Source organism: Vibrio sp. PSi01, from assembly GCF_054960695.1.
In genome coordinates this window covers 1-20,006 of sequence record NZ_JBHNYN010000005.1, presented here as the reverse complement: position 1 = coordinate 20,006, position 20,006 = coordinate 1, and the positions used below count along the sequence as shown (strand labels likewise).

At 43.8% G+C, this 20,006-nt stretch carries 24 protein-coding genes and 1 pseudogene; 11 read left to right on the top strand and 14 right to left on the bottom strand.

Translation table 11 applies throughout. The features are described 5' to 3' along the window. Positions 1-57: 57 nt before the first annotated feature. The gene (gene purM, locus ACFI6G_RS09145) at positions 58-1,098 is read right to left on the bottom strand and encodes a phosphoribosylformylglycinamidine cyclo-ligase (RefSeq protein WP_010436562.1); all 1,041 of its coding nucleotides are present in this window, start codon (positions 1,096-1,098) and stop codon (positions 58-60) included. A 169-nt stretch (positions 1,099-1,267) separates the two neighbouring features. Here purM and upp point away from each other — a divergent pair, with 169 nt between their 5' ends. After that, entirely contained in the window at positions 1,268-1,894 is a 627-nt protein-coding gene (upp, locus tag ACFI6G_RS09140) for a uracil phosphoribosyltransferase (protein ID WP_010436563.1), read from the top strand. Positions 1,895-2,035: 141 nt separating this feature from the next. Here the strand turns inward: upp and ACFI6G_RS09135 are convergent, their stop codons facing one another. Next, positions 2,036-3,274, bottom strand: a complete 1,239-nt coding sequence (locus ACFI6G_RS09135; protein ID WP_010436565.1) for a uracil-xanthine permease family protein — start codon at positions 3,272-3,274, stop codon at positions 2,036-2,038. A gap of 277 nt (positions 3,275-3,551) precedes the next feature. Between ACFI6G_RS09135 and ACFI6G_RS09130 the strand changes: the two genes are divergently transcribed. Beyond that, positions 3,552-4,817, top strand: a complete 1,266-nt coding sequence (locus tag ACFI6G_RS09130; RefSeq protein WP_010436567.1) for a DUF2066 domain-containing protein — start codon at positions 3,552-3,554, stop codon at positions 4,815-4,817. A 130-nt stretch (positions 4,818-4,947) separates the two neighbouring features. Here ACFI6G_RS09130 and ACFI6G_RS09125 read toward each other — a convergent pair whose 3' ends face one another. The 4 genes from ACFI6G_RS09125 to bepA all read right to left on the bottom strand — a co-directional run bounded on the left by ACFI6G_RS09125 (position 4,948) and on the right by bepA (position 7,907). After that, complete coding sequence (locus tag ACFI6G_RS09125) at positions 4,948-5,385, bottom strand: DUF2069 domain-containing protein (RefSeq protein WP_016767573.1); 438 nt, start codon at positions 5,383-5,385, stop codon at positions 4,948-4,950. Continuing rightward, entirely contained in the window at positions 5,382-5,975 is a 594-nt protein-coding gene (wrbA, locus tag ACFI6G_RS09120; protein ID WP_010436572.1) for an NAD(P)H:quinone oxidoreductase, read from the bottom strand. Before wrbA ends, ACFI6G_RS09125 begins: the two co-directional genes overlap by 4 nt. A gap of 6 nt (positions 5,976-5,981) precedes the next feature. Further along, positions 5,982-6,332 carry an arsenate reductase (glutaredoxin) gene (arsC, locus tag ACFI6G_RS09115; RefSeq protein ID WP_010436575.1) on the bottom strand — a complete coding sequence of 117 codons (351 nt, stop codon included), beginning with the start codon at positions 6,330-6,332 and terminating at the stop codon, positions 5,982-5,984. A gap of 120 nt (positions 6,333-6,452) precedes the next feature. Then, on the bottom strand, positions 6,453-7,907 hold the full coding sequence (bepA, locus tag ACFI6G_RS09110) for a beta-barrel assembly-enhancing protease (protein WP_016789590.1): 1,455 nt from the start codon (positions 7,905-7,907) through the stop codon (positions 6,453-6,455). A 178-nt stretch (positions 7,908-8,085) separates the two neighbouring features. Between bepA and ACFI6G_RS09105 the strand changes: the two genes are divergently transcribed. Next, positions 8,086-8,325, top strand: coding sequence for a sulfurtransferase TusA family protein (locus ACFI6G_RS09105; RefSeq protein ID WP_010436581.1), 240 nt, complete (start codon positions 8,086-8,088; stop codon positions 8,323-8,325). Beyond that, positions 8,318-9,394: an AI-2E family transporter gene (locus tag ACFI6G_RS09100; protein ID WP_010436584.1), complete on the top strand. Its 1,077-nt coding sequence runs from the start codon at positions 8,318-8,320 to the stop codon at positions 9,392-9,394. The genes ACFI6G_RS09105 and ACFI6G_RS09100 overlap by 8 nt, the downstream gene beginning before the upstream one ends. 104 nt (positions 9,395-9,498) lie before the next feature. Here the strand turns inward: ACFI6G_RS09100 and bcp are convergent, their stop codons facing one another. Both bcp and ACFI6G_RS09090 read right to left on the bottom strand, forming a co-directional pair. After that, a complete protein-coding gene (gene bcp, locus ACFI6G_RS09095; RefSeq protein ID WP_010436585.1) occupies positions 9,499-9,969 on the bottom strand; it encodes a thioredoxin-dependent thiol peroxidase in 471 nt (156 codons plus the stop codon). A 12-nt stretch (positions 9,970-9,981) separates the two neighbouring features. After that, entirely contained in the window at positions 9,982-10,524 is a 543-nt protein-coding gene (locus ACFI6G_RS09090) for a glycine cleavage system transcriptional repressor (RefSeq protein ID WP_010436587.1), read from the bottom strand. A gap of 372 nt (positions 10,525-10,896) precedes the next feature. On the opposite strand from ACFI6G_RS09090, the gene dapA reads away from it, so the two are divergent. Together dapA and bamC are read left to right on the top strand one after the other, a co-directional pair. Beyond that, positions 10,897-11,775 (top strand): 4-hydroxy-tetrahydrodipicolinate synthase, encoded by an 879-nt coding sequence (dapA, locus tag ACFI6G_RS09085; RefSeq protein WP_010436589.1) that lies wholly within the window; start codon positions 10,897-10,899, stop codon positions 11,773-11,775. 49 nt (positions 11,776-11,824) lie between these two features. Further along, positions 11,825-12,871 carry an outer membrane protein assembly factor BamC gene (gene bamC, locus ACFI6G_RS09080; RefSeq protein ID WP_016767915.1) on the top strand — a complete coding sequence of 349 codons (1,047 nt, stop codon included), beginning with the start codon at positions 11,825-11,827 and terminating at the stop codon, positions 12,869-12,871. Positions 12,872-13,026: 155 nt separating this feature from the next. On the opposite strand, the gene ACFI6G_RS09075 is transcribed toward bamC, so the two are convergent. The 4 genes from ACFI6G_RS09075 to ACFI6G_RS09060 form a co-directional block, all read right to left on the bottom strand. Further along, positions 13,027-13,236: a DUF2897 family protein gene (locus tag ACFI6G_RS09075; protein ID WP_010436593.1), complete on the bottom strand. Its 210-nt coding sequence runs from the start codon at positions 13,234-13,236 to the stop codon at positions 13,027-13,029. An 8-nt stretch (positions 13,237-13,244) separates the two neighbouring features. Beyond that, positions 13,245-13,919, bottom strand: coding sequence for a M15 family metallopeptidase (locus tag ACFI6G_RS09070; protein ID WP_016787737.1), 675 nt, complete (start codon positions 13,917-13,919; stop codon positions 13,245-13,247). Positions 13,920-13,964: 45 nt separating this feature from the next. Further along, on the bottom strand, positions 13,965-15,101 hold the full coding sequence (gene dapE, locus ACFI6G_RS09065; RefSeq protein WP_016787736.1) for a succinyl-diaminopimelate desuccinylase: 1,137 nt from the start codon (positions 15,099-15,101) through the stop codon (positions 13,965-13,967). 99 nt (positions 15,102-15,200) lie between these two features. Further along, complete coding sequence (locus ACFI6G_RS09060; protein WP_010436602.1) at positions 15,201-15,548, bottom strand: ArsC family reductase; 348 nt, start codon at positions 15,546-15,548, stop codon at positions 15,201-15,203. Between the two features lie 205 nt (positions 15,549-15,753). Here ACFI6G_RS09060 and ACFI6G_RS09055 point away from each other — a divergent pair, with 205 nt between their 5' ends. Then, positions 15,754-16,041, top strand: a complete 288-nt coding sequence (locus ACFI6G_RS09055) for a winged helix-turn-helix domain-containing protein (protein ID WP_004741665.1) — start codon at positions 15,754-15,756, stop codon at positions 16,039-16,041. An 80-nt stretch (positions 16,042-16,121) separates the two neighbouring features. Here the strand turns inward: ACFI6G_RS09055 and ACFI6G_RS09050 are convergent, their stop codons facing one another. Together ACFI6G_RS09050 and ACFI6G_RS09045 are read right to left on the bottom strand one after the other, a co-directional pair. Further along, a complete protein-coding gene (locus tag ACFI6G_RS09050) occupies positions 16,122-16,454 on the bottom strand; it encodes a DUF4156 domain-containing protein (protein WP_010436610.1) in 333 nt (110 codons plus the stop codon). Between the two features lie 12 nt (positions 16,455-16,466). Then, positions 16,467-16,811, bottom strand: a complete 345-nt coding sequence (locus tag ACFI6G_RS09045; RefSeq protein ID WP_010436613.1) for a DUF2956 domain-containing protein — start codon at positions 16,809-16,811, stop codon at positions 16,467-16,469. 109 nt (positions 16,812-16,920) lie between these two features. Between ACFI6G_RS09045 and ACFI6G_RS09040 the strand changes: the two genes are divergently transcribed. The 4 genes and pseudogenes from ACFI6G_RS09040 to ACFI6G_RS09025 all read left to right on the top strand — a co-directional run. Continuing rightward, entirely contained in the window at positions 16,921-17,382 is a 462-nt protein-coding gene (locus ACFI6G_RS09040; RefSeq protein WP_016796163.1) for a DUF2919 domain-containing protein, read from the top strand. 65 nt (positions 17,383-17,447) lie between these two features. After that, positions 17,448-18,371 (top strand): Dyp-type peroxidase, encoded by a 924-nt coding sequence (locus ACFI6G_RS09035; RefSeq protein WP_462710253.1) that lies wholly within the window; start codon positions 17,448-17,450, stop codon positions 18,369-18,371. A gap of 121 nt (positions 18,372-18,492) precedes the next feature. Then, positions 18,493-19,626 (top strand): flagellin, encoded by a 1,134-nt coding sequence (locus tag ACFI6G_RS09030; protein ID WP_010436622.1) that lies wholly within the window; start codon positions 18,493-18,495, stop codon positions 19,624-19,626. Between the two features lie 296 nt (positions 19,627-19,922). Next, positions 19,923-20,006 (top strand): annotated as a pseudogene (locus tag ACFI6G_RS09025) (flagellin); the annotation flags it as partial.

Genomic DNA, 20,006 nt, shown 5'->3' with positions numbered 1-20,006 from the left:
TAGCAAAATGAGGACCATTAGGTCCTCATTGATTAACTAAATAAGTGAATACATCACTTATTTGATTTCTACTTGCTCTTCACCAGCTTCAGCGTTTGCGATCTCACCGATAACCCAAGCGTTTTCGCCTTCAGCTTTCAGTAGTTCAACAGCTGCTTCAGCTTGATCTTTAGGTAGAGCCACAACTAGGCCTACACCACAGTTGAAAGTGCGGTACATTTCAAATGTTTCCACGTTACCTTTCTCTTGTAGCCAATTGAAGATAGCAGGCCATTCCCAGCTCTTGCCATCAATCACTGCTTTAGTGCCTTCAGGAAGTACGCGTGGGATATTTTCCCAAAAACCACCGCCTGTGATGTGCGAGATAGCATGAATGTCATGCTCAGCAATCATCTTAAGCGCTGACTTAATGTAAATCTTAGTTGGTTCTAGTAGGTGCTCACCGATTGTGCGGCCTTCTAGTTCTTCACTCTTATCAGCACCAGAAACTTCTAGAACTTTACGAATTAGAGAATAACCGTTTGAGTGTGGACCACTTGAGCCAACAGCAATAAGTGCGTCGCCTGCTGCTACTTTAGTGCCATCGATGATGTCAGCTTTTTCTACAACACCAACACAGAAGCCAGCTACGTCATAGTCGTCACCTTCGTACATACCTGGCATTTCAGCCGTTTCACCACCGATTAGTGCACAACCAGCTTGAACACAGCCTTCAGCAATACCAGAAACAACGTCTGCAGCTGTATCTACATCTAGCTTACCTGTTGCGTAGTAGTCTAAGAAGAATAACGGCTCACCACCTTGAACGATTAGGTCGTTCACACACATTGCCACTAGGTCGATACCAATGGTGTCGTGTTTTTTCAGATCCAAAGCAAGGCGAAGTTTAGTACCAACACCATCAGTACCTGAAACCAGTACTGGCTCTTTGTATTTCGTTGGAAGTTCACATAGGGCGCCAAAGCCACCAATACCGCCCATCACTTCAGGGCGACGAGTGCGTTTAACTGCACCTTTAATACGGTCTACTAGTGCATTACCTGCGTCGATATCAACACCAGCGTCTTTGTAGCTTAGAGAAGAAGTATTACCACTCACGGGATAGTCCTCGAACTTAAGTTGGATGTGAAAACGGCGCTATTCTAACAGGGCTTGATTACGAAGAGCAAACGTTTGCGCGGTTTTTTTTATTAGAATAAAGATTCTGAAATAACCACACAGTTCGTGTATAATCTACAGGTTTGTTTAAATATTGCCGGAGTTGGAAATGAAAGTTGTTGAAGTGAAACACCCGCTAGTAAAACATAAAATTGGCCTGATGCGTGAAGGTGAGATTAGCACTAAGCGTTTTCGCGAGCTAGCAACAGAAGTGGGTAGCCTTCTAACGTATGAAGCGACATCTGATTTCGAAACTGAGCGAGTAACCATTAATGGTTGGAATGGCCCAGTAGAAGTTGACCAAATCAAGGGTAAGAAAGTAACAGTAGTACCAATCCTACGTGCTGGTTTAGGTATGATGGATGGTGTACTTGAGCACATGCCAAGTGCTCGTATTAGTGTAGTTGGTATCTACCGTGATGAAGAAACACTAGAACCTGTACCGTACTTCAACAAGTTAGCATCTAACATTGATGAGCGTATTGCTCTAGTTGTTGATCCAATGTTAGCGACTGGCGGTTCTATGATTGCAACTCTTGATCTACTAAAAGAGCAAGGCTGTAAAGTCTTTAAAGTGCTTGTCCTTGTTGCTGCACCTGAAGGTATCGCGGCTCTAGAAAAAGCGCACCCAGATGTTGAGCTTTACACAGCTGCAATCGATGAGAAGCTAAACGACAAGGGCTACATTGTTCCTGGTCTTGGCGATGCTGGTGATAAAATCTTCGGTACTAAGTAATTCGGTTTCAGCTTAAGTGACTCAAACCGTTTCTTAACTCGCTGAATTAGCCGTATTAATAAAAGAGGGAGAGCATTCGACGCTCTCCCTTTTTTGATCTTGTTGGTTTGTGATTCTTTTGAATCTAGCACTACCGATGGATTAATCGATTTGAGCTTTGTCTACCACAGTATTGTCACCTAGCTCTTCTGGAAGTACTAGGTTAAGTAGAATCGCCACGATACCGCACAAGCTTACGCCTTGTAGGCTGAAGTCACCAATACCAAAGGCCATACCGCCAATACCAAAGACTAAAGTAATACCCACAATCACAAGGTTACGTGATTTATGCAGGTCAACGTTGTTCTTGATGAGTGTGTTAAGGCCCACTGTTGCGATAGAGCCAAACAGTAGAATCATGATGCCACCCATTACAGGAACCGGAATCGTTTGAAGTAGTGCGCCTAGCTTACCAACCAATGCAAGAACGATAGCAGTAACAGCAGCCCAAGTCATGATCACTGGGTTGAATGCTTTCGTCAGCATTACTGCACCTGTTACTTCACTGTAGGTTGTGTTTGGCGGAGCGCCCAGCATAGAAGCTGCGATTGTAGCCACGCCGTCGCCTGTGATAGTACGGTGTAAACCTGGCTTTTTAAGGTAGTCTTTACCGGTTACGTTAGAGATAGCAAGCATGTCCCCTACGTGCTCTACGGCTGGTGCGATAGCAACAAACACCATAAAGAAGATAGCGTTGATGTTAAATTCTGGTGCTGTGAAGTTAGGTAGTGCTAACCAGGCTGCTTGAGTGACAGGGGTAAAATCAACGACTCCGTATACTAAGCTCGTTACATAACCCGCTACAATACCACCAAAGATAGGCAGTAGTTTAAGGAAGCCTTTCGAGAAAACACTGATGACAATCGTCACTAGTAGTGAAATAGAAGAGATCCATAATGCTGCATCAGCATCGATAAGTTGCACAGCACCATCACCGGTTTTGCCTAACGCCATGTTTACTGCAACGGGTGCAAGACCTAAGCCGATCACCATGATTACAGGGCCAACCACGACTGGTGGAAGTAGTTTATGGATGAAAGCAACACCTCGAACTTTAATCAATGCGCCCATTAAGACATACACAACACCCGCAGCCATTAGGCCGCCCATTGTTGCGCCAATGCCCCAAGTTTGAATACCAAACATGATAGGTGCGATGAATGCAAAAGAAGATGCTAAGAAGATTGGCACTGAGCGGCGTGTAATCAGTTGGAATAAAAGAGTACCGATACCCGCGCCAAAGAGTGCAACGTTAGGATCAAGCCCAGTTAGTAGCGGCACTAATACAAGTGCACCAAAAGCTACAAACAGCATTTGCGCACCTTGCAAAGCATTTTTCATGTGAAGTCCTTAAATTGGTCGTTATATGAAAAGTGGAAAATAAAATTCGCAGGATTCTATCACTTAGCAATCGATTGCTATACCAAATAGATCAAATTTATTTATCTTAGTGATGTTTGTTGCTATCAAAATAAGAAGAAATACAGTTTACAAGTGAACGATTTATCATGGTCAGGTGATATTTTGTGGTTATTAAACACAGTGGGCGCTATCGACCTTGCCCCCCAATCCATAGTTGCTTATCATCTAGGCACAAGATTTGAATATTAGGATCAGTATGCGCTACATAGCATTTTTGTTAATGGCACTATTAGCCTCTCCGAGTTATGCATTAACTCAAGTAGATATTTTTAGTGCTGAAGTTGCGATTAACGCTGAAAACAAGCAGCCAGAACAAGTGGCAAGAAATACCGGTATGGAGCAGGTATTGATACGTGCGACTGGCCAAACTGATGTTGCATCGAACGAAACCATTCAAAAGGCGATGCGTAAGAGTTCGCAGTACATGTCTCAAATGAGTTTTGGCGAGAGCAATGACCAATCAACATTGCGCATGCGTTTTAACGGTGCTCAAATCCGTTCTCTATTGACCCAAGCGCAGTTACCGTACTGGCCTGATACTCGTTCAAACATTCTTGTTTGGCTCGTAGAAGAAGACAACTACGACAAAAATATTGTGTGGGAACACTCCAACTCACAATTAGCGGCAGGTTTACAAGCTAACGCAAAAGAGCGCGGCTTGCCTCTAACGCTACCTGTGGGTGACTTTGATGATATTACAGGTATTGCGACTTCTGATTTGTGGGGCAGCTTTGTTACGCCAATCAGTAAAGCGAGTCAGCGTTACCCTGTTGATGCTGTGTTGGTGATTAAGGCTCAATCTTCAGGTTTACGTTGGACTTTGTACGATCAAAAGCCGAGTCAATTGACGAGCGCACCAACATCGCCAGTGAGCGGTTCAGTGTCGGGTAACAGCGCTACGACTTCTAAGAAGCTAGTCGACCAAATCAGCAACTACTACGCAGGTAAAAGTGCGGTTACCGTAGCCAGTGAATCTTCGGAATCAATATTAACGCAGTTTATTAGCTTGAATAACGCGCAGGATTTCTTCCAACTGGAGAACGCACTTAAGCGTCTAAATTCAGTTGCAAGTTTAGATATTCTCAAGATTCAAAACAACGAAGTGACGTTCCGAATTCACTTATTGTCGACTCAACAAGAGTTTGAGCAAGAAGTGGAAAGCATTCGCCAAGTCGCAAAGGTTGAAGAATCTTACATTGAACCTGAAGTGAGCCCTGAATTTGAAACGCAAGACAACGCCATGTCTGTAGGCGATGATTCAGCAGCTATTACTGATACGACCCTGAACGATGGCGCAGAAGCGACGGTTAACGAAGCAGACCCAAGTGTTCAAGTCATCAAAGGTAGTAAGTTATCAGCTAAAGCGGATGCTGAGCTAACGAATACGTCTGGCTCGGAAGAGCTAACAGTTGTTGCGCCAGTACATGCTAAGCCAAGTCTAGTATACGAATGGGTTCGCTAGTAATGGTCTACTGACATTGCGGATTGAAATGCATTCATGAAAAAGCCCTGCAAGAGAAATCTCGCAGGGCTTTTTGTTTGTTTATTGTTGCTTTTTCTACTTGTACTAGCTAAAGGTAACCGAACCTAAGTTATTGCTCGAACTTAGCTTTCTCTTTCTTTTCTACTTCAGAAAGACGCTTGAGCTTGATGCCCAACTCTTTTGCTCTAAAACGAGTAAATAAGATATTACCCGCGAACCCTAAGGTAGTCAGGAGTAGTTCTACAGCCGCTAATAATCGCTCACCACCGTCTATATACAAAATAGTTAATGCGTGTAGGAAGTAGAGCATTAAGACGAAATTCGCCCAAGCATGCGTATAAGGTTTGCCTGCTAGAATGCCTGGTAATGGCAGTAACAGTGGTATAGCCCAAGCAATCGCAAGCGTTATATTACTTAGATGAGGGTGCGGCGAAAGTGTCATCTGCCAAGCGACTACCCAGAATAAAAGTGACAAGTTACCCGTTAGCGCAAGGTAGCGAAATAACTTGGTTTTGGGAGACATAGCCTTCTCTGGCATATACATCATTGAGAAATTCCCTTCTGGTTTATGGCGATACGTGCTAAGCGTTTGCCTAGGTTCTGCGCCAACTCAATCTCTTCTTTGCTTAAAGAAGCGCTCTCTCCAGTACTGCTTGCACCGTAAGGTGTGCCGCCGGTTTGAGTGGTGTGTAGTACTGGCTCTGAGTAGGGGATACCCACTAATAACATGCCATGATGAAGCAGAGGCAACATCATGCTTTGCTGTGTCGTCTCTTGACCCCCATGCAGTGATGAAGATGAGGTAAATACGCAACCAGGTTTGTCTATAAGATCGCCATTGATCCATAGTGATGTTGTGCTATCCCAAAAGTGCTTCATTGGCCCAGCCATATTGCCAAACCATACTGGACTACCTAGTGCTAAACCATCGCAAGAACGGAGATCTTGCAAGGTCGCAATAGGATCTGTTGGTTGATAGCGCGAATCAGGCTGCTCTTCTACTGTGTACACGTCGTTCACCGTTCTTAGCATGGCTTCGCAGTTCGGGATGGATTCAACCCCTCGTGCAATCTGTCTTGCTAGAGCTTGAGTATTGCCGTGGCGACTGTAGTAGAGAACAAGGATGTTGATGCTCATATTGGCTTACAAAATCTCTAATACTTGTTCTGGTGGACGACCAATCTTTGCTTTGTTGTTCGCGACAACCACAGGGCGCTCAAACAGTTTTGGATTCTTGGCCATTGCAGAGAAAAGCTCCTCATCAGTCACTGATGTATCAGCCAAGTTTGCTTGTTTGTAGTCAGTTTCTTTGGTGCGCATCATTTCGCGAACACTGTCAAAACCCAGTTGAGTGAAAAGTACTTTCAGCTGCTCGACAGTTAAAGGCGTGTCTAGATACTTGATAACTTCTGGTTGTATACCGTTAGCTTCAAGCAGTTCGAGAGTTTGACGGCTCTTTGAGCAACGTGGATTATGATAAATCACGACAGACATGGTTCTTCCTCATTATTATTTTTGGTTTGATTTTCAGGAGAAGCCATTCGAGTGGCTTCTTCACTGTATCCGTTGAGCTTTCGTTTTCGTTTTGCGTTTACTTGCAGCGAGTTGAGCGATTTACTGTAGCGATAAGAAACGTTCACGCTGAATCATTAATTGGTCAATTCGAGCATCGTAACGCGCTTGTTTTAGGCTACCGAGTTCTGCGATTTGGCTTGCTTGCGTATAGTACTGAATCGCTTTGTTCCAGTTAGCTTGCAATGCCAAAATCTCTGCACGAGCGGCAAGGTCTTCATCGCTGTTACCTAGGTTAATGTTTACCTTTGAAAGCAGATGCCAGCCATTGGTGTCGTTCGGGTTGTCATGCGTGTAACGCTGTAATACGCGAACGGCTTCTTGAAGTTCTTCATTTTCAATTAGCGCATTGGCGTAGTTAATGGTCAGTACTGAGTTATTCGGTTGACGAACCAGTGCTGACTTGAGTTCTTTAATCGCAATTTCAGGCTTTTTTTGCTCGATATGCAGATCTGAAATCGCATCTAAATAAAATAGGTTTGTTGGATCGCTGTTGATGAGCTTGGTTAAAATCGGCGCTGCTTTATCTAATTTGTTAGAATCAAGGTAAACCAGTGCTTGGCCGTATTCTAATGATGGAACCAACGCTTTCGGCGCTTTTTTCAGCTTACGTTCAAACCAATCGAGAGCAGCATCATTATTGATACCCGCGTAGCGTGCAACAATGCGGGCTCTTGCTAGATGGTAATCCAACGAAGGCGCCAGTTTTAGTGGTGGATAGCTACGAGCACGAGCTCGTGAATCTGTGATTCGATCTTCTGGCAATGGGTGAGTTAATAGCATTGGTGGTGGTGTACTCGCATAGCGATATTCATCGGCTAAACGGCCAAAGAAACGCGGCATAGCGTTTACATCGAACCCAGCTTTTGCAAGTGTGTTGATACCAAATCGGTCCGCTTCTTTTTCATTACTACGTGTGTAGTTTATTTGGCTTTGCATGTTGCCTGCAGTCGTTGCTGTTAGAGCTGCAATACCCGCTTCAGGAGCTGCAATTGCCAATAATACCGAGGCCGCAAGTGCTGCGATGGTCGCTGGGGAACGACGAGCTTGATCTTCCATACTACGTGCTAAGTGACGCTGAGTAACGTGCGCGATTTCGTGCGCTAATACTGAAGCTAACTCACTTTCAGATTGTGCATGTAGGAACAGACCTGAATGCAATGCTACATAGCCACCAAAGAAAGCGAACGCGTTAATGTTGCGGTCACGGATCATAAAGAATTGAAAAGGTGTCTTTACATCGTTCGCGTTCGCGACAAGGCGGTGGCCTAGAGTATCAATATATTGATTTAGAACCGGGTCGTTGACGATAGGCTGACTGCTTCTGATGATGCGCATGTAGGCATCACCATAAATTAGTTCTTGATCGATAGTGAGTGTGCCACCAGCCGCGGTGCCAATATCTGGAAGCTCCAAACTGTTGGTGTTTGCCAACGTTGGGGTGCTTAATGTAGCTGCGATGCATAAGCAAGCAATTGAACGAGCGCGTTTAAACATATTAGTCAGTAATACTCCGTTTCTTCTGACAGTAAGACAAGTGCAATGCAAATTGGTTCTTTATCTGATTTAACCTTTGCCAAGTACGTGCGCTATCATAAAGGAAGATGAATGAATGATGGCGCGTTTTCAAAAACAGATTACAATACGACCCTTATAATAAGCATCGAGCCCAAGAATGACACCTAATATTCTAGATTTACGCCAAGAGCGATGCCCAATGGCGTTATTATTAGCCAAGCGTCACAGTGTAAAGTTAGAAGTAGGCCAATCATTGTCAATTTATGTTTCTGATAACAGCTCGATGAAAGATATTGTTACTTTTTTGTCTAAGCAAGCTTATGTTGTCATGACAGAGGTTTGTTCTAATTACCACCATCTCCTCATCACTAAAAAGGAATCGCAGTCAGATGCTTGAAATGGTCAATCGTTGGTATAAACGACGTTTCTCTGATCCACATGCTGTCAGTTTGGTTGCCATCATTCTATTCGGCTTTATTACGATCTACTTCTTTGGTCATCTCATTGCGCCATTATTGGTTGCTATTGTTTTGGCTTACTTACTTGAGTGGCCCGTTACCCAACTTCAAAGACTTGGTGTGCCAAGAACACCATCGGTGATGTTGGTGATCATGATGTTCTTTAGCCTGATGCTGCTGGCACTGTTTGGTTTAGTACCAACGATTTGGGAGCAAGTGGGCAACCTTATTAATGATATTCCGAGCATGTATGGTAGTTTGCAAAAGTTCATTGCGACGATTCCCGAACGCTACCCTGAATTAGCCAACCTACAGATTGTTGAATCGATTATGTCTAACGCAAAGAACAAAGCGCTAGGTTTCGGTGAAAGCGTAGTGAAAGGTTCTTTAGCATCTCTTGTGAGTTTAGCGACACTTGCGGTTTACTTGATTCTTGTACCGCTTTTGATCTTCTTCTTGCTCAAGGATAAAGAAGAAATGATCAGCATGGCAAGTGGTGTATTACCTAAGAACCGCCGTCTAGCGACTAAGGTTTGGGTAGAGATGAACCAGCAAATCTCAAATTACATTCGCGGTAAAGTGTTAGAAATTCTAATTGTCGGTGGTGTCAGTTACGTAACCTTCGCAATTCTAGATTTACGTTATTCAGCACTGCTAGCGGTCGCAGTCGGTTTTTCGGTTTTGATTCCATATATCGGCGCTGCTGCTGTGACCGTTCCTGTCGCAATTGTTGGCTTGTTCCAATGGGGGCTTGAACCTCAGTTCTACTGGCTGTTACTTGCGTACGGCATCATTCAAGCGCTAGATGGTAACGTGTTGGTTCCGGTTCTGTTCTCTGAAGCAGTGAACCTTCACCCGGTCGCGATCATTGTTGCAGTATTAGTGTTTGGCGGATTATGGGGTTTCTGGGGGGTATTCTTTGCCATACCACTGGCGACCTTAGTGAAAGCGGTTTGGAACGCTCTGCCAAGCCATGCTTTAGAAGATGAGCCTGAGCATCAAAAATAACTGATTTATTATAGAAAAAGGCCGAACATCTATGATGTTCGGCCTTTTTTGCATTCGTTTAATTTGAGTGGGAAACCTAAATAATTAACGCACTCAAATTGACCTTAAGCTTCTTGATTGAAGTAATCTAAAACCACTTCGTGGTGAGTTTTAGTTTTGAACTTATTAAAGACGTGTTCAATCTGACCTTCTTCATCAATGAGGAAGCTAATACGATGTAGGCCATCATAAACCTTGCCCATAAATTTCTTCTCGCCCCAAACCCCGAACTGCTCAGCAACGCTGTGATCTTCATCTGATAACAGAGTGAAGTTCAGAGATTTCTTCTCAACGAAGTTTGGTAGGCGTTTGACTGGATCAACACTCACACCTAAAACAACCACATTTAGGTCATCAAGCTGTGCTTTGATATCACGCAGGCCTTCAGCTTGCACAATACAACCAGGGGTCATTGCTTTTGGGTAAAAGTAGAAAAGGACTTTTTTACCTTTGAAGTCACCAAGAGATACGATATTGCCATCTTGATCTGGAAGAGAAAAAGCAGGTGCTGGAACACCAGCCGTTAGCGTATTCATGATATTTCCTTTTTAAAAACTGTTTTTGATAAAGTTGAGCGAGCCTTGAACTGATAGGCTCTGACACAGCGAATTGAATTCTTCTTGTAGCTGCATCAAATTACATTCTGATTGCACAGAAGCGGTAATAGAGATATGGAATTGGTCGTTATCGAGCTGAATCTTGGATTTGTTGATGGTTTGTGCGCTAAGCGAGTCGAGGCCGATATCACGGTCTGCGAAGAACTGAGTGAACTGCTCGGTCAGTCCGAGTTTGTCATCTGACTCAACGAAAACTTCTAACGTGTAGGAGTTCTCAATCACATCATGAGGCGAGGTTCGCTTCATAATCGTAATCAAGTCGTGCTCTTGGCCAAGCAAAGGCAGGGTGGTTTCAACCCGGGTAATATTGTTTGCCTTTCCAGACAGTAGCATGATAAGCGTAAACTCTTCGCCAAATAGGGCGATACGGCTATCAATAATGTTACAGCCTGATTGGGTGACCAAATGAACCACTTGGTTGCATACACCTGGGCGATCAGTGCCCACAGCTGTGATTACTAGATGTTGAGTCATAAAATCACGTCTCTATATATTCCATTGATGCTGCATGTTAGCACAGTTAACACGAGGAATAAGCGTGCGAGCGGGGCTTTTTATGAGGCGTTTTGCTTCTCGCGTGCTGTATAGGATAGGAATATCTAGTGTGTGAAAACAAGAAACGAACAAGAAGAAACAGCTTACCTGTTACTGACATCCAGCGATGCGGCATCCGCTAGATTGAATAAAGGTTAGCCAAATTTATAGGTAGAACGCCGTTAGAAGTCGTCTTACCTCAAACATACAACAATATTTAATGCAGATGTTGCCAGTAAGCCACTTTAATGTCTTGTGTTTATTGATTGGCTTACAGTAACATGCAAAAAGAATAAATTAAGGGAGATAGACATGTTTTCAGGAAGTATAGTTGCGCTAGTTACGCCATTTAACACAGATGGTGAAGTGGATTTCGACAGCCTTAAAAAGCTAGTTGAGCACCATATTGCTGCAGGTAGTGATGGTCTGGTTGCGGTTGGCACAACTGGTGAGTCTTCAACACTCACTATTGAAGAGCATGTCAAAGTTGTCAATAAGATCGTTGAATTTGCAGATGGTCGTATTCCTGTTATTGCAGGAACAGGCGCAAACGCAACTCACGAGTCAGTGTTATTCAGCCGTTTATTAAATGGTTCTGGTATTGCTGGTTGCCTGAGCGTAACGCCTTACTACAACAAGCCGACTCAAGAAGGTTTGTATCAACACTACAAAGCGATTGCTGAAGTAAGCGACGTTCCACAGATTCTATATAATGTACCGGGTCGTACTGCTGTAGACTTGTTACCAGAAACCGTTGCTCGTCTTTCTGAGATCGAAAATATCGTTGCACTGAAAGATGCGACGGGTGATCTCGACAGAATTGCAATTCACCGTGAACTTTGTGGCGAAGATTTTATCTTACTAAGTGGTGATGACTTAACTGGCTTAGAATTTGTTAAGCGTGGCGGCGATGGCGTGATCTCTGTAACCAATAATGTTGCAGCCGCTGATATGGCAACCATGTTCAAGCTAGCGAAAGAAGGTAAGTTTGAAGAAGCAGAAGCGATCAATGAGCGTTTGATGCCTCTACATAAGAACCTGTTCGTTGAGTCTAACCCTATTCCCGTAAAATGGGCGGTTCACAAAATGGGTCTGATTGCTGAAGGTGGCTTACGTCTACCGCTGACTGAACTGTCAGAGCCAGCTCAACCTGTTGTTGCTCAAGCAATGACTGAAGCGTGCATTTACTAAAAACGTATGAAGTGATGCCGAAGCGAACCTTCGGCATTTAGGAGTATAAATGAAGTATTCTCACCAGCTAGTGATTGGGTCACTGGCTGTTTTCGTTCTTACAGCATGTTCTGGCAGCCCGACTCAACGTCGCCAAGCCAAAGATGATTTCGAATACTTAGAAACACCTGAGTTTTCACAGTGGCAATTGCCTGAAGATGCTCAACCTCAATTTTACCCAAACTTTGACATCCCAAGCGGTGAGTTTAGTGGTGGTACCGGTCGTAAAGTGGATATTCGTCCACCACAGCAGGTTCTTGAGCTGATCCCGGGCGCTCGTGCCGAGCGTCAAAACGGTGAAGTGACGCTATGGCTTCTTCGTGCTGAAGAAGCAGACCGAGTGTGGCAAACAGCAGTAGATATGCTGGCTCAACGTGGTATTGGTATTCGTGAACAATCAGAGAATGAGATTGAGACCGATTGGGTAACTTGGGTTTCTGAAGATGAAGATGTAGAGATTGGCAGTCGCTACTCTATCGCTCGTTTCCAAACAAATAACCGCCATGGCTTCAAGATCAACCTAATTGATTGGCGTGAAGGTATTGAAGAGAAACCAGTAACCGCAACCAATAAAGAGCGTTATAACGCGTTTTTAACCAACTTAGTCATGGCTAAGTACGATGAAAACCTTCGTGCTGAAGCTGCGCTGAAAGCGCAAGAGTTGGTGAAGCGTATTCCAATTTCAATGGGTGCTGACCGCAGCGGTTTCCCTGTGATCATTGCTCGTACACCATACAACGTATTCTGGCAGCGTCTGCCTACCTTGTTACCGACGATGGGCTTTGAGCTTGAAGAACGTAATCAATCTCAGGGTACGGTAAAGGCGAAGTACGCTGCACCAGATGATGAATTCTGGGAAGAAATTGGCCTACAGCCTATCGATTTGGCGCCAGGTACATACAACTTCCTATTTGGTGACCTTGGCAACCGTACGTCGATCAACGTGACGGATGCGTCAGGTAAACCAGTAGAAGAAGAGCTGCTTAAGTCAATGGTTCCGGTACTCGCGCATATTGCTGACCAAACCAAAGATGACAAAGAAGCGAAAGCTGAGTAAGCACGACAAAATAAATCATAGAGCTGAGTCATATCAGCTCTATGATTAGCTAAAACCAATAAAAAAGAGGACACAATGTGTCCTCTTTTTTATATTCGTTGAGCAATCAGCAGCGATTTTTCCGCTAATTAGGTTGGCCCATCAGAGTAACAACATTAAGCGTTTTTGTTGTCGGTTGACTCATCTTTTTGAGTTTTCTCTTGGTTAAGCTTATCTAATTGATTGAGCTTATCTAAGTCTTTCTCTGTTTTGTTACGACCTGTCAGATCCATATTGGCGGTCTGTTTGAGCGCAGCAATATTACCTACCACAACGCTAACCACGATGATGATGATAACCCAAGGGTTTGTAAGCCACTCCAACATAAGCGCTCCTAATGATTGATATTTGCTACGAAGCGTGCATAGATTGCGTCTAGCTGCTCCATAATAATCTCATACCCTAATATTGGCTTAGATTGGAGTTGCTTGCCAAGTAAAGTAGGTGATAACTGTGATAAGCACGAGTCTGATACCTTACGGTGGCTAATATGCCACGGTTCAATCGCCACACCGCCAAGGTCTTGGTTGTACGGAAAGAAGAATCCAAACTGAGATGCATGAACAGATAACCATTGATAAAACACTTGCTGGTGGCCAGTAAGGTATTCCCATGGCTCTAATTGCAGCTGTATATCTTCAGGTAAGTGATTACGAGCAAAGACATCGAAATCACAACCCCAATGGTGACGACTCGCTCCGGGAAGCGCAGACCATCTTAGGATCGCCGACAACTTTTGTTGTTCACTGAGTGTTGAAGCATCAAGTGGTTGGCTTTCTGAGTCTAATATCGGCGCTTGACCAGAAAACTTACGATTCCAAATCAGAGATTGCCTTTCATAGTCGCGAAAGCCACTGGCAATCTCCATTTTAAAACCAGCAAGTTGAGCAGCTTCAATCAAATTGTTCAGATCATCTTTGACATCACTGTGAACCAAGAATGTCTTGGTGCCAATCAGGTTAGGTTCCAGATGAGAATCTGATTGTCCGGTAAGCTGCTCTGGTGTCATAACGCGTCTCTCAATAATGGGATGCTATGAATCTCTGGTGAAACACTATTTGGCGAAAAGATTCACTAATGTTCTTTCGTACATATCAGTGAGCTTCTCTAAATCAGCCACTTTCACGCATTCGTTAACCTTGTGAATGGTTGCATTAACCGGACCTAGTTCTACCACTTGCCCTTTCATGCGCGCAATAAAGCGTCCGTCAGATGTACCACCGGTAGTCAATAGTGCGGGTTTCACGTCGTTCACGTAACCAACTGCATCCACGATAGCATCAAGCAACGAGCCAGCGTCTGTTAAGAACGGGTCGCCATTGAATGTCCACTTTAGGTCGTATTCGAAATCGTATTTATCGAGTATTGATGTGATGCGTTCAACGATGATGTCGTTGTTTAATTCTGTACTAAAACGCAGGTTAAATTGAACGTTAAACTCGCCAGGAATGACGTTCGATGCGCCCGTACCTGCGCTTACGTTCGGAATTTGGAAGCTAGTTGGTGGGAAGTAATCATTACCTTTGTCCCACTCAGTCGTTGCCAACTCATTGATTGCAAGCAGAGAACTGTGTACGGGGTTGTTCGCTAGGTGAGGGTAGGCAACATGGCCTTGTGTACCTTTAATCGTTAGATCGCCAGTGATAGAACCGCGACGGCCGTTCTTTACGACATCACCCACGTATTCGGTGCTCGATGGTTCACCCACAATACACATGTCGATGTTCTCACCACGCGCCATCAGCGTTTCAACAACTCGTACCGTACCGTTGATGAAAGGGCCTTCTTCATCTGATGTGATAAGGAAGCCGATTGAGCCTGTGTGATCAGGGTGCTTAGCTATGAATTGCTCTACGGCAACGATCATTGAAGCCAGGGAACCTTTCATGTCTGCTGCGCCACGGCCGTGAAGGAAACCGTCGACTATAGTCGGCTCAAATGGCTTGGTGTTCCATTGTTCAATTGGACCTGCTGGCACAACGTCTGTGTGACCAGCAAAAGCAAACAGAGGTGCTTCTGTGCCACGGCGAGCCCAAAAGTTAGTGGTATCTTCAAATACCATCACTTCGATTTCAAAGCCGAGCGCTTTTAAGCGTTCAATCATTAAGTCTTGGCAACCTGCGTCTTCAGGCGTTACTGATTGGCGGCTAATGAGATCTTTTGCCAGAGCCAAAGTTGGGCTATCTGTCATCCTTGAATTCCTTGTTTAAATAAAACGTATAGTCATTAATTTTTAGGGCGTTGCATCAGTGATCAACGTCCGGTTGTCTTTCGATATAAATGCGGTGCTCTAAGCAAAAATAGCGGCGTATTGGTCAGCTTTAAATCCGATGTGAAGCTTACCGTCCACTTTTAGGATTGGGCGCTTAATCATTGCCGGTTGCTCAACAAGCAGAGACACGGCTTTGTCTTCCGTTAACGTCTCTTTCTGTTCTTGTGAAAGTTGGCGATAAGTCGTACCACGTTTGTTCAGCACAAGTTCCCAACCAAGCTCTGAGCAGAAGCTTGTTACTAGCTCTTCTGTGATGCCTTGCTTGCGATAATCGTGAAATTCGAACTCGATACCTTCAGCTTCGAGCCATTTCTTTGCTTTTTTAATGGTGTCGCAATTTGGGATACCAAACATAGTGATAGTCATTATTCTTCCTTTGGGTGATTTTATTTCATTGTTATGAGTTGAATCCTATCAGGAAGCGGCAATTCAGACAAAATAGAGTGAGGAATATTTCATAGAGTGAAAAAAAACAGTAAGAAAATGTCACTATTGGAGACTTATTGATCAGCCTCAACATGTTGTCAGCGAAAAAAGAAATAATTGAGCTGCACATATATAGGAGGTGTCAATGGAGTTGAGTCCTGTTTTTGCAAGGCGGCTATATTTAGCATTGTTAGTGGAAAGCCTTGATAGGCCAAATGTGCCTAAACTCATCGAAAAAACGGGTTGGCCTCGTCGTACGATTCAAGATGTACTCAAGGCGCTACCGGGGATCGGTATCGAACTTATGTTTGTTCAAGATGGGCGACGTCATAATGATGGTTATTACCAGTTATCCGACTGGGGGCCGTTTGATAGTCAGTGGGTTCTAGAACGTAAAGGCGATATAGCGACAAGCCTTGGATTTAGTGCATAAGCCAGCGAAAGCTGGCTTTCTTTTGGGCGTCGCAAAATCAGAGCATACAGATATGCTGGTTTACTTATCTGTCTATTTTCTTACTCACACAGATAGGCTGTGCCAAGCATCGTGACAGAAGTGCTAAAGTCTTGGGGAAGTGTAAATATCACCGTATCTGCGCCTAGCTCAATCGTATTCGATTTGAGTTCATTCATGGCGCCCTGAATCAAGGTGTCGTTCGGGAAAAAGAGGTAACTATACCAGTGGCCTTCGCTACCCGTGACCTCACCTTTATACTCGCACTGCTCAATATTGATAAGGCCGTGGAAATCCATTTGTACTTTGTCCGCTTCATTGTGAGGAGATGAAGTCGGTGTCGTGCATCCCAAAAGGGTTCCACTCATAGCCAAAGCAACCCATTCCTTTTTCATACGTTTATCCTGTTATTTCATCAAATAAATCGCGAAGCCTATCCAGCTTATGATTAATAGTAGCCACGGCAATTTACTGGCGTGGTTTGATGTTGTTTCAACACTGGTATCTACACTGTTCTCTTCATCTAGATTAGCTTGTTGAGTCTGCTTTTCTTTCTGTATGCGTTTCTTGGCTTTATCTGCTTGGCGACTGCGCTCTTTTTGTTGTTTTTTATAGAGTGCGATGCCTTTTTCGATACCTTGAGCGATCAGCTTGGTTTGTTCTTTGGTTTGAGCTGGCTTTTGAGTTGCTTTGGCTATCTTCATAGCTTCTTGTTGAGATTCAACAGACGGCGTATTAGTTTTCTTTTTCATACTGAGTTCGATAATTAAAGCGGATTAGCTAATAAGATAACGCAAACCTAGTTAAGTATGAATGATTTGCGTTAAAGTGTTGGTTTGAAACTAAGTGAAAGTGAGATTTGTGCGGTACTCCATAGAACAATACGATAAGAACGGTTTTTTGAAAGCCCCAATCTTATTATGGTTGGGTTGGTTATTTCTGGCGAAAGCTTTGGTTGTTTTCATCGTTGCTGGCGCTAGCAGAGAGTCGGGAACTGATATCCTCGAAATTATTTATCCAGATCACCACATGTTCTACGTTGGGATCGCATTGAGCATTCCTAGTTTACTTATTATGTGGTTGTTTGGGTTGAGATCACCAGATAGAAAACGCTTGAACAAAGTGGTGTCATGGGGGCGTTGGGTTACCATGATCGCTATTTTGGCACAGGGAGCACATACCCTTTATTTAATCTATTTGGACAACGGATGGTTTCGTTGGTCGAATGGGGTAACTTTATTGTTACTCCTGTGGTTAGCACTTTATCTAACCAATAGTCATACCGCTAAAGATTGCTTTAAAGCGGTCGAGCACGAAGACTGATTCTCATCAAAACATTTGTCCCGTTCACAATTATACTTAGAAGCTAAAAATGAAAGGATTAATCTATGCTTAACATCTCAAATGAGCAGTCTCAAATTCAAAGTGCTATCTTGCCAGAAGCTGGGCCTTTCGCTCTTTACGTTCAATTAAAAGTGAATGCTAACGCTGCTAATGTATTAGCGGAACTTCAAAAGCTTCCGAATCTAATCGCCGAGCTTAATCAAACTCAACCAGATGCGTACTTAACTGCATCGGTTGCGTTCTCAAAGGCTTTTTGGGATAAGTTCGAGCAAGCTGCGCCTTCTGACTTAATTGATTTTCCTGCGCTTGGTGAGGGTGATATCACTGCACCGAGCACATTGTCTGATGTTCTTATTCACTGTCATTCAAATCGACATGATCTGCACTTCTTTATCCTACGCAAATTACTATCTGAAGTCGCTGCGGACGTTGAAGTCGTTGATGAAACCTACGGTTACCGCTTTCTCGATTCTCGTGATATGACTGATTTTGTTGATGGTACTGAAAACCCGAAAGACGCACAGCGCGCTGAAGTAGCGATTGTTCCTGAAGGTGAATTTGCTGGTGGTAGTTATGTGATGGTGCAACGTTTTGTACACAACCTGCCAGCTTGGAATAGATTGAATGTGTCGGCACAAGAGAAAGTGATTGGTCGAACTAAGCCTGATTCAATTGAACTTGATGATGTTTCTGCTGCGTCTCACGTAGGCCGTGTTGATATCAAAGAAGAAGGTAAAGGCCTTAAGATTGTTCGCCATAGCCTACCTTACGGAACCGCTACGGGCGATCATGGTTTACTGTTCATTGCTTACTGTAATGTTCGTCATAACTTTGATGCGATGTTAGAGAGTATGTACGGCGCGACAGATGGTAAAACAGACCAACTGCTTCGTTTCACTAAAGCAGTGACAGGCGCTTACTACTTTGCGCCTTCGACTGATATGTTGAGTGCATTAACGATTAAGTAAATAACCTCGTATGCAGTAAAGAAAAGGAGCCTCAGGGCTCCTTTTTTATTAAAGCTTTATATGAACTGGTCGATATAAGAGCAATCGTGATTTTTATTCATCTTTTTGTAAGTGAAGGTCTATGGCTATAACTGTTAATACGAATGTCTCAGCGCTGGTGGCCCAGAGAAACCTCTCTAATGCCAACAACATGCTGAACCAATCTTTGGAGCGCTTGGCTTCAGGGAGCCGTATTAATAGTGCAAAAGACGATGCGGCTGGCTTGCAAATTTCGAATCGATTAGAAACACAGATGAGTGGCATTGATGTTGCTGTTCGAAATGCTAACGACGGTATTTCCATTATGCAGACCGCAGAAGGGGCGATGAATGAAACCACCAATATCATGCAGCGCATGCGGGATTTGTCACTACAAGCGAGTAACGGCTCGAATAGCCAATCGGAACGAACCGCGATCCAAGAGGAAGTGACCGCCTTAAATGATGAGTTAAATCGAATTGCAGAAACCACCTCATTTGGTGGTAAAAAACTTCTTAACGGTAGCTTTGGTAGCTCTTCATTTCAAATCGGTGGCAGTTCAGGTGAGGCTGTGCAGATCGGTTTAAAAAGCATGCGTACTGACGACATCAACATGGGTGGTTTTAGCTATGTTGCCAACGGCATGGCAAGTGACTTATGGGAAGTGAAGCCCGATCAGAATGATATGACAATGTCATTTACTGACCGTTTTGGTCAGCCACAAGAGATCACCATCAACGCGAAAGAAGGCGACGATATCGAAGAGTTGGCGACTTATATTAATGGTCAAACGGATCTCGTCTCTGCTTCCGTCAATGATGAAGGGCAGCTTCAGATCTATATGTCTGGCGAAGACACGGCAGGCACGATCTCTTTCTCAGGTTCGTTAGCCAGTGAGCTTTCGATGTCGGCGGGTTATTACGAGTCAGTCGATGACATCAATGTGACTGATGTAGGTGGTGCTCAGCGTGCAGTCTCTATTTTAGATACAGCGATGAAGTATGTAGATAGCCATCGTTCCGAACTCGGCGCAATGCAAAATCGCTTTGATCATGCTATCAATAACCTTGAAAATGTTCATGAGAACTTGGCGACATCAAATAGTCGTATTAAAGATACCGACTACGCCAAAGAAAGCACTCAGATGCTTAAGCAACAAATACTACAACAAGTCAGCACCACTATTTTGGCTCAAGCTAAGCAAGCTCCCAATCTAGCTTTAACGCTGCTAGGCTAATAAATTAAGTTTAATTTTATAACGGTGTTTTTATTAACCAAAGCCCTTTGGTTAATAAAAACACAACTTTTTGCCCGACTGACTCCTCGACAACTTTAGCGTTTTTTTTATCTTTTTTTGATAATTTCACGACTAGTCACGCTTTCTTCTCCTTTATCGCTATTTCTTTAATTTTGTTGTTTTTTTTCTAAAGGTTTCAGCACTCACGCCGTTATTAATAGTAACTTAGAGATAACTACTTGGTTTTCCGAGACGTCGGAAACCGCTATACCGGAAAATCAATTGGAGAAATCACCATGGCAGTGAATGTAAATACAAACGTTTCAGCGATGACAGCGCAACGTTACCTAAACAATGCTAATAGCGCACAACAAACATCG